The organism is Oleiharenicola lentus, from assembly GCF_051660365.1.
Classification (GTDB): domain Bacteria; phylum Verrucomicrobiota; class Verrucomicrobiia; order Opitutales; family Opitutaceae; genus Lacunisphaera; species Lacunisphaera lenta_A.
On sequence record NZ_JBOZXB010000001.1, the window covers coordinates 2,584,699 to 2,600,000 of the forward strand.

10 protein-coding genes are annotated in these 15,302 nt (G+C 60.6%); 7 read left to right on the forward strand and 3 right to left on the reverse strand.

Annotation, left to right across the window (positions count from 1 at the left end):
* Positions 1-155: 155 nt before the first annotated feature.
* Positions 156-2,417, forward strand: coding sequence for a sensor histidine kinase (locus ACRRQW_RS09840; RefSeq protein ID WP_438481170.1), 2,262 nt, complete (start codon positions 156-158; stop codon positions 2,415-2,417).
* An 11-nt stretch (positions 2,418-2,428) separates the two neighbouring features.
* Here the strand turns inward: ACRRQW_RS09840 and ACRRQW_RS09845 are convergent, their stop codons facing one another.
* The 3 genes from ACRRQW_RS09845 to ACRRQW_RS09855 form a co-directional block, all read right to left on the reverse strand.
* Complete coding sequence (locus tag ACRRQW_RS09845) at positions 2,429-2,878, reverse strand: response regulator (RefSeq protein ID WP_438481171.1); 450 nt, start codon at positions 2,876-2,878, stop codon at positions 2,429-2,431.
* Positions 2,879-2,983: 105 nt separating this feature from the next.
* A complete protein-coding gene (locus ACRRQW_RS09850; protein ID WP_438481172.1) occupies positions 2,984-6,136 on the reverse strand; it encodes an efflux RND transporter permease subunit in 3,153 nt (1,050 codons plus the stop codon).
* On the reverse strand, positions 6,133-7,251 hold the full coding sequence (locus ACRRQW_RS09855; protein WP_438481173.1) for an efflux RND transporter periplasmic adaptor subunit: 1,119 nt from the start codon (positions 7,249-7,251) through the stop codon (positions 6,133-6,135). Before ACRRQW_RS09855 ends, ACRRQW_RS09850 begins: the two co-directional genes overlap by 4 nt.
* Before the next feature lie 278 nt (positions 7,252-7,529).
* On the opposite strand from ACRRQW_RS09855, the gene ACRRQW_RS09860 reads away from it, so the two are divergent.
* The 6 genes from ACRRQW_RS09860 to ACRRQW_RS09885 all read left to right on the forward strand — a co-directional run bounded on the left by ACRRQW_RS09860 (position 7,530) and on the right by ACRRQW_RS09885 (position 15,295).
* Positions 7,530-8,705: a helix-turn-helix transcriptional regulator gene (locus ACRRQW_RS09860; RefSeq protein ID WP_438481174.1), complete on the forward strand. Its 1,176-nt coding sequence runs from the start codon at positions 7,530-7,532 to the stop codon at positions 8,703-8,705.
* A gap of 185 nt (positions 8,706-8,890) precedes the next feature.
* The gene (locus tag ACRRQW_RS09865) at positions 8,891-9,934 is read left to right on the forward strand and encodes an AAA family ATPase (RefSeq protein ID WP_438481175.1); all 1,044 of its coding nucleotides are present in this window, start codon (positions 8,891-8,893) and stop codon (positions 9,932-9,934) included.
* A gap of 135 nt (positions 9,935-10,069) precedes the next feature.
* Positions 10,070-11,011: a DUF58 domain-containing protein gene (locus ACRRQW_RS09870; protein ID WP_438481177.1), complete on the forward strand. Its 942-nt coding sequence runs from the start codon at positions 10,070-10,072 to the stop codon at positions 11,009-11,011.
* Positions 11,008-12,030: a VWA domain-containing protein gene (locus tag ACRRQW_RS09875; protein WP_438481178.1), complete on the forward strand. Its 1,023-nt coding sequence runs from the start codon at positions 11,008-11,010 to the stop codon at positions 12,028-12,030. Before ACRRQW_RS09870 ends, ACRRQW_RS09875 begins: the two co-directional genes overlap by 4 nt.
* Positions 12,027-13,799, forward strand: a complete 1,773-nt coding sequence (locus tag ACRRQW_RS09880) for a VWA domain-containing protein (protein ID WP_438481179.1) — start codon at positions 12,027-12,029, stop codon at positions 13,797-13,799. Before ACRRQW_RS09875 ends, ACRRQW_RS09880 begins: the two co-directional genes overlap by 4 nt.
* A gap of 152 nt (positions 13,800-13,951) precedes the next feature.
* The gene (locus ACRRQW_RS09885; protein ID WP_438481180.1) at positions 13,952-15,295 is read left to right on the forward strand and encodes a hypothetical protein; all 1,344 of its coding nucleotides are present in this window, start codon (positions 13,952-13,954) and stop codon (positions 15,293-15,295) included.
* Positions 15,296-15,302 lie beyond the last annotated feature (7 nt).

The window sequence follows — 15,302 nt, forward strand, 5'->3', positions numbered from 1 at the left end:
ACCGAATGTGCCACGTCACGACTCGTCCGCTCAGGGAGTCCCCTGAAAATGCAGGAGCGGTGGCGCGCTCTTTGGCTTGCCGCGAAATTTGACCTCAGGAAGAGTGACATTACTTGAAGCCTGTTGATCAAAATCTTGCGGGTCAGAACTTCCCTTTGATCGCGTTGCGCCAGTGGTGGCGTCAACGTCTCTGGAAATCGGTGCACGGTCGGCTGACCCTGCTGGTCGCTGCGGTGACGGTGCCGGCTTTTATTCTCGCTTCGGTCTTGGTCGCGATCGCGTTTTCCAATGAAAAAACTTCGGTGAGCAACCACCTCCTTGGCACGACGCGGGCGTGCACGGCGCTGCTCGACAGCTATGTGGATCAACGGTTGCTGTTGCTCAGGTCGCTTGCTTCGTCGGTGTTCCTGGCCAACGACGACTTGCCGGGCTTCGCTAATCGAGCCAAAGCCGCCCTGACCGACGCAAATTTTGCCGATCACCGGTTGGCAGTATTCGATGCGGCAGGAGCCAGCTTGATCGCGGCGAACGCATCCGCTGTCAGGCCGAACTTACCCGCAGAAGCCTTGCGTGATCTCCAGGCGGGCAAAGAGTTTGTGTCCAACTACGGCGTGGCTTTGGACGGCCATTCGGCGGAAATTTTCGTGGCGTCGCCGGTGTTTCGTGACGGGAAACTCAAGTATGTGCTGTTGCTGAGTTTCGATCCGAAAGTTTTCGTCAATATCACCAACATTCCCGGGCTGGCGCCGAACGCGATTGTGGGCGTGTTTGATCGTAACAAAGTCCTGCTGACGCGTAGCCAGCGTGCGCAGGAATTCGTGGGAAAACAGGCTTCACCGGAGTTCGTCGCTTCTTCGAAGGGCCAGTCGAGCGGCGTGGTGCCCTCGCGCACCTTGGAAAATATTCCGGTGATCTCCGGGTTTCAGGTTTCCGATAAGACCGGTTGGGGCGTGGTGATCGGCGCACCGAAGGCCGAGCTTTATGCGTCGGGCATCCGGCTCATCATCGCTGCGGTGGCGGCTGCGGTGGTCCTCGCGATTACCGCGATTATCATGGCGTCCTGGATCGGGCGTGCCGTCGTGCGCAATGTCGATGGCTTGGTGCGCGATGTGGAGTCGGTGGGTCGGGGCGAAATTCCGGAGGGTCGTTTAGGCGGTTTGGTGGAAACTGATTTTGTGGCTCGGGCGGTGCGCACGAACGCGCAGCGGCTGCATGAGCGCGATCTGCAAAATGCCGCGCTCTACAAGTTGGTGGCGCGGGTAAATCAAGCGCCGGATGTGTCGGAGGTGTATGCGGCGGCTTTGGAATCCTTTTGTCTTTCCCAACACACCGCGCGTGCCGCGATCCTCATCATCGATCCTGCCGGCCGCATGAAGTTTGTGGCCGCGCAGGGCATTTCGGAAACCTACCGCGCCACGGTCGAAGGACATTCTCCGTGGGCGATCGATGCGACGCGTTTCGATACGGTCGCGATCGAAAACACGGCGACGGCACCGCTTACTCCGGAAATCCTGCAAGCCTTGGAAGCGGAGCACATCCGCTCGTTGGTATTCATTCCGCTGACTTACGAAAATAGTTTGTTGGGCAAGTGCATGGTGTATTACGACGAGCCGCGCACGTTTAGCGCGGCCGCGCATGAGTCGGCGCTGGCGATGGCGAGCCAGGTCGCGTTTGCGATTACGCGCCAGCGGGCGGCGGATGCGCTGGAGTCGCTGGTCGCAGAGCGCACCGTCTCGCTGCAATCGGCCATCGCGCAGATGCAGGAATTTTCTTATTCGGTTTCCCACGATCTCCGCGCCCCAGTGCGCGCGATGTGCAGTTATGCGAGCATCGTCATGGAAGACTACCGCGAGCAATTGCCCGAAGAAGGGGTGCAACTGCTCCAGCGCGTCGTGCAAAGTGGCCTGCGCATGGACCAGTTGATTCGTGACCTGTTGACTTACGGTCGGGTGAGCCAGGCGGAGATGCGGCTGGAGCCGGTCGATTTGGAGTCGTTGATCCGAGAAGTGATTACCCAGCATCCTGAGATGCAACCCGGGCGCGCTTCGATTGAAATTCAAACTGCGATTCCGCGGGTCATCGCACACGTGCCGTCGCTCACGCAGGCGGTTTCCAACCTAATCGCGAACGCAGTTAAGTTTGTCCGCGCTGGGGAATCGCCGCGGGTGGTCATTCGCGCGAGCATGGGCGACGGCAACGCGAGAATCGTTTTCGAAGACAACGGCATTGGCATCGCGCCTGAGCATCAGGAGCGAATCTTTGCGCCGTTCGAGCGGCTGAATAGCACCGGCTACGAGGGCACCGGCATCGGGTTGGCGATCGTGCGAAAGGCGGTCGAACGCATGCATGGGCGCGCCGGGGTCGATTCAAACGGCAGGCAAGGCAGCGCTTTCTGGATCGAACTACCGCTCGCCTGACGCGCGGCGGATTACGTTTCGATGAGCAGGTTGCCGTGAATGCGCAGCGGCCCCGCGGGCGAGTCGTTTTCGAATTCCGCAAAACTTTGCGTGAGCATTGCGCCCAATGCGTCGGGCACGGTGGGTTTTTCGAAATAGGCGTGCGCGCCGAGAATTCTCGCGCGTTCGATATCGGCAGGGACGCTCGAAGAAGTGAGCATGATCACCTTGGTTTTTTCGGTGATGCCGTGTTCGCGCATCCACGCGAGTGCTTCCAGTCCGTTGCACACCGGCATTTTAATGTCCGAAATGATTAACGTGTTTCGGAGATCGGGTGCGGTGGCAAGGTGCTGCTTCAGTTCCGCGCCGTCTTTCAATTCGAGCACTTCCACCGTCGCCTTCACGCTTTCCACCGCGCGGGCAAAAAAGAAACGATCATTCTCATCATCGTCAGCGTAAATAATGCGGTGCAGTGCTCGCATGCGGCGATAGTTGCATCATGCGAAGTAGGCGCGAGAAATTTCCAGCCTCAACCGGGAAGACCTATTTTTTAATAGCCCAAGACGGTCAGCGGGCGTTGTGCCGGCTCAATGCGCGGATTCCGCGGCAGGCTTGTTATGGAGCTGTTCCAGGTGTTTGCCGATGTCTTCGGCGCGTTGCAGGCCGGCGGCACTGGTCTTGCCGGTGAATTTCAGGCAAAGGCGATCCATCAACACGTAAGTGATCGGGATGACGAACAACGTCATGAAGGTCGCGATCGCCAGGCCACCGACGATGACGATCCCGAGCGGGTTGCGCGTCTCGGCGCCGGCGCCGCCGGAGATGGCGATCGGCAGCGCGCCGAGCACGGTGGCGATCGACGTCATTAAAATCGGACGCAAGCGCACCGACGCGGATTGGAAAGCGGCGTCGGCCGGCGAAATGCCTTTCTCGATCTGAAGTTGGTTCGCGAACTCCACGATGAGAATACCGTTCTTCGCGACCAGGCCGATGAGCATGATGAGACCGAAGCGCGAGAAGAGATTGTCCGTCATCGCTGTGCCGAAATAGCGCGTGCAATACAGCACGATGATGCCGCCGGCGACTGCGAGCACCACGCCCGTGAAAATCGTGATCGGGTGAATCCACGATTCGAACTGCGCCGCGAGAATCAGGAACGTGAACAACAACGCCAGGCCGAACAGTGCCGCCGTGTCGGCCGAGCCTTCGACGTATTGGCGCGCTTCGCCGTCCCACGCGAACGAGTAGCCGGACGGAAGTTTTTCGCGCGCGATTTTTTGCAACGTCTCAATGCCCGTGCCGATGGCGACGCCTTCGGCGAGTTGCGCGGAAAGCGTGACGGCGCGCAGGCGGTTGAAATGCGGGTAACTTTCCGGCACGGCGTTCTCGATGGTTTGCACCAGGTTGTTGAGCTGCACGAGGTGGCCGGTTTCGGAGCGGACATAGAGCCGCGAAAGATCGGAAGGCGACGTGCGCTTGGCGTCCTCGACCTGCACGACGACATAATACTGCTGATTGCCACGGAGGAACTGCGTGACGCGGCGGCTGCCGAACAGCGTTTCGAGGGTGTTGGCGACGTCGCTGACATTGACGTGAAGATCGGCGGCCTTGGCGCGGTCAATCTTTACGTCGAGCTGCGGTTTCGTCGGCGAAGGATCGAGCCGAGCGGTGCCGAAAATCGGGTTTTGACGGATGATGCCGAGGATCTCGTTGCCCGAAGTCTGGAGCTGCGTGAAATCTGCGCCCTGTAACACGAGTTGGATGGCGCTCGCACCGCGCGCACCGCCGCTGGAGCCGAAAGGCCGCGCGGTCGCGACACTCACTTGGGCGCCGGTCATTTCCTTTTGCAGCTGTTTGCGCAGGTCGGCCATCACCGCTTGCGTGGAACGCGTGCGATCTTCCCAGAATTTCAGAGTGCCCGTGACGTAAGCGCGGTCGTTTTCGGCGCGCTGGAACGTGCGATCCATTTCCGGGAGATCGACCATCATCTTATCCAGTTTCTTGGAATAATACCGCGAGTATTCCGGCGTGGAACCGACCGGCGGGGTGATGTTCGCCGTGATAATGCCGCGATCTTCGGTGGGGACGAGCTCGCGCTGGAGTTGCGTGTAGAGAAAAATGCCCAGCGCGCTGAACGCAGCCGAGGCCGCGAGCACGATGAACTTATGGTTCATCGAGGCGCGCAGCATGCGCTCGAAGAGGCGGTTCATGCCGGCGAGCAGCGGCTCGGTTTTGTTGTAAAACCAGCTGTGCTCCAAATGTCCGCCCGTCTTGGCCTGCTTGAGCATCGTCGAACACAGCATCGGCGTAAGCGTGAGCGCGACGAACGCCGACACGAGCACTGCCACGGCGAGCGTAATACCGAATTCGTAGAATAACCGTCCGGTCTGTCCGGATTGAAACGCCACTGGCAGGAACACCGCGGCGAGCGTGAGCGTGGTGGCGATGATGGCGAACGCGACTTGGCGTGCGCCGAAGATCGAGGCGTAAAGCGGAGATTCGCCTTCCTCGATGCGTCGGAAAATATTTTCCAACATCACGATCGCGTCATCGACGACGAGGCCGATGGCCAGCACGCAGGCGAGCAGCGTCAGGATGTTGATCGTGAAATTCATCGCCGCGATGATCGCGATGGCGCCGATGATCGAGACGGGAATCGCGAGCAACGGGATGAGCGTCGCGCGCCAGTTGCGCAGGAACAGAAAAATGGTGAGCACGACGAGCGCGATGGCTTCGTAGAGCGTGTGAAACACCGTGTTGACGGAGCGGCTGATGTAAACGGAGTCGTCTTTGCTCAGCTCAATGTTGATGCCTTCGGGTAAATCGTGGCGAAATACCGGGATCAGCGCCTTTACGCCGGCGATGAGCTCAAGCACGTTGGCTTGTGATTGGCGGAGCACCTGCAAACCAACCGACGGACGCGTTTTGAAATACGTCTCCGCGCGATAATCTTCCGCGCCGAGTTCCACGCGACCGATGTCGCGGAACTTCACCTGGTAATTTCCGCGCGAGGCGAGCACGAGATTCTCGAACTCGGACGTCTCGTTCATGTTCGCGAGAAGACGGATCGGGAATTCGCGGTTGGTCGATTCGATGCGCCCGCTCGGCGCTTCAATGTTTTGTCGGCGCAATGCGTTTTCCACGTCGGCGACGGTGAGGCCGTAGGCGGCGAGGCGATTGCTGTCGATCCACAGGCGCATCGCGAAACGCGGGCCGTCGACTTTGACGTCGCCGACACCCGGCACGGTTTGCACTCGTTGCACGACGAAGCGCTCGATCATCTCCACGATTTCCAGGCGTGTATAACGATCAGAGTTAAACGAAAGGGTGACGGTCGGCGTGGTGTCGGGGTCGGCTTTGGTGACGCGCGGTGGGTCGATTTCCTGCGGCAACGGCACGCGGCTCACGCGGTCGCGCACATCGTTGGCAGCCTGGTCGATGTCGCGGTCGAGGTTGAATTCCACGGTGATCGTCGAGGACTCTTCGCCCGAAGAAGAGCGGATGAGGCGGATGCCTTCGATGGCCGCGACTTGTTTTTCGAGCGGTTCGGTGACTTTGCTTTCGACGACTTGCGCGGAAGCGCCGGGATAACGCGTCTGCACGGAAACGGTCGGCACATCGACGACGGGATATTCTCGCACGGGCAGTTTACGGAACGACAACACGCCGATGAGCACCAACAGAATCGACGCCACCAGACAGATGACGGGACGCCGGATCGAGAGGTCGGAGAGGATCATGGCGCGTTCGGCTTGGCGGCGGTGGCGAGGCCGAGCATCTCGGCGTTAGCGGGACGCGGCGCGAGTTTCATGCCCGGGACGAGCGCGAGTGCGCCGACGCCGGCAGCGACGACGGGTTTACCCTCGACGGATTCGTCGGTGAAAATCTCCACCACGCCAGAGGTGCGCAGGCCAAGTTTGACGGGGACGAATTTTGCCACCGGCGCGTCCTTCGGGCCATCGACCACGACGATTTGTGTGCCGCGCGTGGAGTTGAGAATCGCGCTCTCGGGAATCGCGAGGGCGTTTTTGCGCGTCTCTAGTATGAGAGACACGCTGGCGAACATACCGGGGCGCAAGTCCGCAGGCGGATTGACGAGCAGGCCTTTCACGGCGCTCGAACGCGTTTCACGGCTGATGCTGATGCTGACGAAATACACTTCGCCTTTCGTGGCATCAGGGCTTTCGGCCCCGCGCGTAGAAACGGTGAACGTCGTGCCGGTTTTCACGCGACGCAAATAATGTTCCGGCACTTCGAAATCGATTTTCAGTTTGCTGAGGTCGTCGACCGTGGTGAGCGCGGACTGGCTGGTGACGTAATCGCCGGGAGAAATCGTGCGCGCGCCGACGGTGCCGTCGAAAGGCGCGCGGATTTCCGTTTTGTCGAGCCGGCTGCGGAGGAAAGCGAGTTGCGCTTGCGCGGTCTTGTATTCGGCGGAGGCGCGTTCGAGTTCCGCTTTCGTGGAGGCGTTGGTGCGCATGAGATCTTCGCTGCGCGTGAAACTGGATTTCGCCAACTCGAGGGCGGCCTCGGCTTGGAGGACTTGCGCGGCGAGTTCGGTGTCGTCGATCTTGATGAGCAGCGCGCCCTGTTTGACTTGTTGACCTTCGACAAAATGGATTGCCCGCACGAGTCCGGCGACTTCGGCGCGGATTTGCGCGGACTCGCTGGCGGCGACCGTGCCGATGAGTTCGAGCGACTCGACGAGATCGCGGCGTTCGATGGGCACGACTTCGACCGACTGGGGCGCGGCGGCCACGGCTTTGGTTTGGGCGACGGCTTTTTCTTTGCAGCTAGTCAGGCCAACTAAACCGCTGACTAACAACGAAACCGTGAGTGTCCTTGAAAAATTCATAAGGTGGGCCGCGAACCGCCGAGGCGGGAGGATTCATCAGGCCACCCTCGATGGAGAGAGTAAAGGCCCTTCAATGTGTGCGTATGAGCCGCTTTTAGGCCGCGCGAGGTTCAATCGGCCGGCGTGCGCAAATTAGGGGTAGTCCCGTAGCGGCGTGAAATTTTCTAGCTCTGGCTGAGAGGCGATGAGCGATGAAAAGTAATCTTTATCAGATTGGATTCGCTATGCTACCCCCAGAACCTCAGGGTGGCACGGTTGAAGCTTAAGGGGGTTCCGCAATGACACCAAAAACCACGGTTACGTCTGCTCCTGCCATCGCCGGTCCTGTCAGTCCGATCGGCATCCATCTCAACGACTGGATGGACGCGTTGCTCGGACGCGTAAACGAAGCGCTCACCCTCGATGCTTTTTGGAAAGCCGTCGTGCAACTTTTCCAGCAAACCATGCCCGTGCAGTCGTGCAGCATGATGTATGCGATCCTCGACGCCAACACGCTGACTGCGCGCCATCACGTGTGCTACGATTTGCCGTCGCGCATGCAGCTCGCGTCAAACCTGACGATCGCGAGCAACTACCTTTCGCGCCATCCGCAGATCAAGATGTATACGTTCAGCCAGATCCTGAACGAAGACCCGACGGCCCAGGATCGCGCCAACGAACAACAAAAAGCGCTGCCCGAAAGTTGGATTGAGTTTGTGCACCTCGCATTCTGGGATCGCAACCAGCTCGACGCTGTTTTCAGCATCCGTCGCGGCCCGACGCAGGGGAGATTCTCGCCGGCGGAATTGGAACTGTTGTCGCGCTTTCATTCGGTCATCAGCGCGGGTTTGCACCGCATCCGCCTGCTTGGTGTTCAACAAGAACAACGCGGTGCGCTCGAACGCTTTTTCAGTCGCTGCCCGATTCCAGTGCTGTTCCTCGATTCGCGCCTTCGCTTGCTCTACGCGACGCAAGAAGCGCTCGAAATGTCGCTCGTGTGGAATTACGGCCATGAAGGCGCGCGCCGCCAGCATCCGCGGAAAAGTTTTCTGCTGCCGCCCGACATCGCGGCCGTTTGCCAATCGCTCATCGCGGCCGGCCCGACTGACGGCGTGCGCCGCGGCTCGGAAGATGTGCGTGTGACGCACCCCAAAGAAGTCGCGATGGTCGCGCGCGTGCGCATCGAATACCCGTCGCGCCCGGGCTGGCTCCAGCCCACGATCTCCATCACTTTCTGCACCGAGCACAATCTCGACGGGGCGCGTCTCCCTGCGAAGAAAATTTCTCTCGATTTGCTGCAACGCCTCAGCGCCAACGAGCGCCGCGTCGCGTTACTCGTTTGTCAGGGGTTCAGCAATTCCGTCATCGCCACCAAGCTCGGCAAATCGGCGCGCACGGTGGAGTGCCAGCTTACGGTGATTTTCCGCAAGTTGCAGGTGACGAATCGCGTGCAGCTCGCGCATTTGTTGTCATAAGCGAAGTGATGGCGGCCGATCCCGTGAGTGCAGTGGCGGTGCCGACGTCTTCTTCGAAACTACGCGGGAATCCCCTAATTTCAGCCAAGGCCGCGCGCCTCGTTCCGCATGGCGCGGAAGCGGCTTGGAGAACGAGCTCACTGCATTTTATCTAACATGCTGCGGCCTCCGCTGCTTTTCCGGACATGACCAACGCCACGCCTGATCCCGTTTCCACCTCCATCGTCCATCCGTGGGCCAAAAAAGTTTCCGCTGAAATCGGGCGCGCCGTCATCGGCCAGGAAGAAGTCGTGGAACGCCTGCTCGTCGCGCTCCTGTCCAACGGCCACGTGTTACTCGAAGGCATGCCCGGCCTCGCCAAAACTTTATTGGTGAAAAGCCTCGGCACCGTGCTCGGGCTGAAATGCGAACGCATCCAGTTCACGCCCGACTTGTTGCCGAGCGACGTGGTCGGCACGATGATTTTCCAGCCGCGCACGGGCGAATTCACGCCGCACCTCGGGCCGATTTTTGCGAACCTCGTGCTCGCCGACGAAATCAATCGCGCGCCCTCGAAAGTGCAGAGCGCGCTGCTCGAAGCGATGGCCGAGCGCCAAGCCACCATCGGCGGCATCTCGAATAAATTGCCCGTGCCGTTCTTCGTGATGGCCACACAAAATCCGGTCGAACAAGAAGGCACGTATCCGTTGCCCGAGGCGCAACGCGACCGCTTCCTCTTCAAAGTTGTGCTCGATTATCCGGTGGAATCCGCCGAACGCGAGATGGTGCGTCGCTGGGGAAAAGTGACTTCGCAGCCGAAGCTCGAAGTGCGTTCCAGCGTCGAAGAACTCCTCGCGTTACGCGAAGAAGTCGACCGCGTGCACGTCTCGGAAGTGATTGAATCGTATTTGCTGAAGCTCGTGCGCGCCACGCGCGAACGCGTCGTCGCGACGGTTCCCGCGAAAGGGGCCGTGCTGAAACGCGGCGCGAGCAACAAACCGCTGCTCGCCTACGGCGCATCGCCACGCGCGTCGCTCAGTCTTTATCAAGCGGGCAAGGCACTCGCGTGGCTGCGCGGACACGACTACGTGTCAGCGGATATCATCCAGGAAATCTTCCCCGACGTGATGCGTCACCGCATCGGCTTGAGTTATGAAGCCGAGGCCGACGGCGTCACGGAAAACGAAATTCTTCGCGGCGTCCTCGATCGCACTCCCGTGCCCGCGACCGCTGAAGCCACGCGGAATTGAGCGAACCGTGAGCACACGGAAGTTCACCTCGAAGAAAAAGACGGTTTCAGCCCCCGTATGGCCCAATCCCGTTTGTCATATATTATATGACAAACGGGATTGGGCTCTGTCGGATTCTCACTCGGCACGCAGCCCATGAGCGAACAGGACGAATCTTTCGAGCAGCCGATCACGATGAGCGAGTTAGCGTCGCCTGCATTGTTGCGGCGACTGGAGTGGCGCGTGCAACACGCGGTGCAGACCATGCTCACGGGCGACTATCGATCGGCGTTTCGCGGGCGCGGCATGGAGTTCGACCAAGTCTTGAAATACAATTGGGGCGACGATTTGCGCGACATCGACTGGAATGTCACTGCGCGCCTCGGCGAGCCTTACCGGAAAAAATTTGTCGAGGAACGCGAAGTCACCGTGCTGCTGGTGTTCGAAGATTCACCGGCGCTGCAATTCGGCTCCGCCGGCCGCACGCGACGCGACACGCTGCTCGAACTGGCGGCGTTGATGATGTTGCTGGGCGCAACGAATCGCGATCGCGTCGGTTTACTTTATTGTTCGCCGGAAGGTTTCTGGCTGCGGCGTCCACAACCTGGCCGAGAATACACCCGGCGCACCGCGTCGATGTTGCTCGGGCAACCGCCACCCGCACTCGATGCCGGTGGCACCGTCGAGGTGCCGTGGCGACTCGCGCTGCGCGGCGTGGCGGCGCATAGCATTCTCGTGTGGCTTGGGCCGTTTTTGGAAACCCCCGTGGCGGACGAGTGGGCGTTGTTGCGCCGGCGTTATCAGATCATGGGGGCACGCGCGGATGATCCGTGGGATTTCGAACTCCCCAAGGCGCGACGCTTCGCGGCGTTCGATCCGCTCGCGGGTCGCTTGATGACGTTACACACGGGCGAGGCGGAGCGCGCGGCGCACGAAGAATGGCGGCATCGGCGTGATGATTATTTCCAAAATTTATTTCCTGATTCGCGCGATCAATTGGTAGCGCGCACGGACGAACCGGTCTTTGACGTGATGGTGGATTTTTTCCGCCGGCATCAGCGCGTGCCGAGCAAGCCGCAGGGAGAGGGCGGGGCGTGAACACGTGGACCTTTCAAAATCCGTGGTGGCTATTCGGCTGCGTCGTTCTGATCGGCGTCGGCATCGCGCGCTATTGGCGACGCCTGCCAGTGCTGGTGATTCCCAGCGCGATGGAGTGGAATCGCACGACCGGCCTTCGTCGCACGGGTTGGCTGACGTGGGCGGTCTATTCCGGACTTGCGCTGATGTTTGGCGCACTCGCGCGACCGCAATTCATCGAGCACAAAAAAGAGGAAAAAAAACCGGGCTACGACATCATGCTGGCGATCGATTTATCGACGAGCATGTATGCGGAGGATTTTCAGCGCGACGGGGCCGTGGTGAATCGGCTGCAAGCGATCAAGCCGGTCATCGAAGCGTTTATCAACCAGCGTCCGGATGACCGGATCGGCATCGTGCTGTTCGCGAGTCGCGCGCATACGTTTGCGCCGCTGACCTTTGATCACGATTGGCTGCGCAAACAGACGGGGCGTATTTCCATCGGGTTGATTGAAGACGGCACGGCGATCGGCGACGCGATTGGCGTGGGGTTGTCGCGTTTGAAACAGGGTCGGAAAAACAAGGACAGTCCGGCGCGGCTCGGGGCATTTCTTGTCGTGCTGACCGATGGCGCGAGTAATCGTGGCGCGCTTGAACCGCGCCAGGCGGCGGAACTCGCCGCCGAGGAAGGCGTGACGATTTTCACCGTCGGTGCAGGCGCGGAAGGCCGCGTGCCGATGCCGGTGTTTGATTATACGGGAAAACGCACGGGCACGGAGATGCGGGAATCGGAAGTCGATACGCTGCTGCTGCGGGACATCGCGGACAAAACGGGCGGCTACTTTTTCCGCGCGACGGATTCCGATGCGATCCAAGCGGCATTTGCGGGCATCAATGCAGCGACTAAGGTGGAGTTCGACGCGCCGCCGTTGGAGATCGTGCACGATTTGTTCGCGTGGTTTTTAACGCCAGCGGTTTTCTTGATCGGTCTGGTCGTCTGCGCTGCGGCGAGGCGAGATTCGGCGGAGGTGTTCGCATGAGTTGGGGGGCACCGTGGGGTTTATTTTTGTTGGCATTACCGCTGGCGCTGGCGGGGTGGTTGTTTGTGCGTGGCCGTGCGAATTCGGAGAATACGTGGCGCGGAATCTCGCGGGTGTCGGTGGGCGGCGCACAACTTTATCCTGCGCGTTCGATGCGGCGGCAGGCGCCGTGGTGGTTGTTGGCGGCATTCTCGCTTTCAATCGTCGCGCTCGCGCGCCCGCGTTGGGGGGCGCCGAAAACGATGGTTTTCGAGCAGGCGCGCGAAGTGATGATCGCGATCGATCTTTCGCGGAGCATGCTCGTCAACGATGTCGGCGGCACGCGGTTGAAGCGCAGTCATCAACTCGTGAACACGCTCCTCGAGCGGCTGCAGGGTGAGCGCGTGGGCTTGGTCGTATTTGCCGGCAGCGCGTTTGTGCAAGTGCCGTTGAGTTCGGATTATCAGATCATCCGCGAGTTTCTCCCGCTGCTGGAACCCGCTTACATGCCGCAAGGCGGCAGCGATTACACGGGCATGCTGAAAGCGGCACTCGATGGATTTGGCGAAGACAAGCAAACGGATCGTTTCCTGATCGTGCTCAGCGACGGTGAGAGCACGACGGACGGTTGGCGCGAGCAAGTCATGGTCGCCGCGAAACGGCAGGTGAGTGTGCTGGCGCTCGGCATCGGCAGCGAGGAAGGCGGATTGGTTCCGCTGGCGAAACCTGATCCCGATTCGAAAGAGGCGGCGGTGTTTTCGAAATTACAGCCGGCCACGTTGCAGGCGCTCGCGGCGGGCACGGGTGGCGCGTATCATCAAGTAGCTGCGACGACCGATGTCGCCGCGTTGCTCGCGCAGTCGGTCGAGCAGGGACGCAAAGGTCGCTTCGCGCGCGAACTCGGCGAGCAACGCCCTGAACGCTATCAGTGGGTGCTCGGATTCGCGGCGCTGTGCGGGTTGATCGGGCTGTGGCGTGAAGTCGCGGTGCAGCCGCGCAATCGGACCGTTTCGCGAGGGACGAGCGCTGCGAAAACCGGGATGGTTGAAGTCGCGGTGATGCTTGCGCTCGCGATGCTGGTTAATGGCGTGGAAATGAAGGCGCATGAAGATGGCTCGGACGAAGGCGTCTCGTTTCGCGCGGTCGTGACGAACACGGCGGCGGGCCGCTTGCTCAAAACGGTCGAGCACCTCGCGCGGAAAGGTTACGATGTCGCGGACGTGCGGCAGATGGTCGAGGAGACGATTCATTACGGAATTGAAGCCGAGACGCAAACGTTGCCGCTGAATCCCGGTGTGGTGCACGATGCGATCGAAGCAACTTACGAGGGCGAACGGCTCGATCCGAGAGAGGCCAATTGGTCTTATCTGCGCGCTCAACTGGAGAAATTGCTCGTGCCGCCGGCGAATTCTGAAGAAGCGAAAAAGCAGAAAAAAAATGAGGAGCAGGGTTGGGATGAAGAAGACAAGCCGCCGGAGTCTGCCGGGCAGAGCACGCAGCAATCCACTTCTGATTCCGGCGGACGCGGCGGTCCGGCGAAAACGGACGCGCAACTGGGCGAGCTTAAGAACGAGCCGCCCCGCGCTGGCGTGACAGCGGAACGTCCGCCGGTTAAGATTAAACCGTTCGCCGAGGATGGCGGTGAGAGCAAACCGGTTGCGCCGATGAATGGCGTGAAAGCGCTCGCGCTGAAGAGCTGGCGTTCGGTCACGAAAGGAGATTCACCCGGTTTTCTGCATCAATCGTTACAAGGCGGTCCGCAGAAAGCGGTGGATGGACGGGATTACTGATGCGCATTTTTTCGACAGTATTTTTTAGAAAGGTAGGGGCGGTAATTCTTAACCGCCCTTGGCTGGCGATGACTGTGAAAGGGCGGTTAGGGATAACCGCCCCTATCATCGGCCCGCCCGGAGATCGGGCCCTACCTATTTTGTTTTCGTGTGTGATAGCGCTGAGTTGCGCGATCACGGCGGTGGCTAGTCCGGATTTGATGCCGCTGCCGATGGGCGAATCGGCGATTGCGCCGGGTGAATTTGCGACACTGCTTTGGCTGGCGGGTGCAGTGTTGCCCGCGCTGTTGTTGTGGGCGGTGCTGGCTTTAGTGCGCGCGGAACGAACCGAGGCGACTTACGCGCAACGCAAAGCGCGCCGTGCGTTGGAGAAATTGGTGCGTGGTTTGCGTGCGGCCCATCGGGTGCCGACACCGGCCGAACTGGAACGGTGGTGTGCATTGGCCGCGCAATTGTTCGCGGTGCCACGAGCCGCGCCGACGTTGCGTGATTTCCAGGCCGGCGTGAACGCGTTGACGCCGGCGCCCGACACAATCGCGTGGATGGCATTGTGGAGCGAAGCGCGCGCGGCGTTGTTTTCTCCGCAAGGTGCGGTGCGCGGCGATTGGGTGGAGCGCGCGGTGCGCGTGTGCGAAAAAACTCCGATCATGCGCGTGGCTTCGCGTTGGCCGAATCGACGCCACCACTGGCTGCCGCGCGCAGTGGTGCTGGTGGCTTTCGGCGCGTTGGAGTTTCCCGGCGACATGAACGCGGCGCCGAAAATAGATCCGCAGTTGCAGGCGCACTTTGTCGAGGCGCGCGAAGTGTGGATGCAGCACCTCCGGACAAATCCGCGCGATTGGGCAGCGCAGCGAAATGTGGCGATTTCGTATCAGGCCGAGGATTTATGGGGGCCCGCGACGGCGCACTGGGTGGCGGCATTCGTGCAGCAACCGCGTGAAGCCTCGATCGGTGCGGGCATAACCGCAGTCGTGGAAAAAATGGACGGCGTCGATCCGACCTTGCGGCGAATCGTGGCAGGGCAGTGGCACGAGCGCGTTTTCAAAGTGCTGTCGCCCGGCGAATGGCAGCGACTCGCGAAAGTTTCCGCGATGGTGCTGGCACTTGGCTTTGGGGTCGGCGTCGTGGGCTTTTATGGACGCGGAAAAATTCTGCCACGATTGGCGCTGGGCTTGGTGCTGGTCGGCGTCGTTGGGTTTGGCGCGGGCGTGGCGGGCGTCGGGCGTTACGGCGTGCTCGCGCAACCAAACGCCGCGTGCATCACGCGCACGTCGGAGTTGCGCAACGTGCCGTCGGAATTGGTGGAGCAGGAAAAGACCACGCCTTTGCTGGCGGGCCAGATCGTGACGATCGAGGGCCATTACTTTGGCTGGAGCCGGATTAAAGTGCGGAGTGGCGCGGAAGGCTGGGTGCGCCGGGCCGCCGTGTTGCCGCTTTACGAACCGCAAGTGGAACGCGGTGCGACCGGATATGCTCGCCCGGGAGCCGGCGGTTGAATGAATT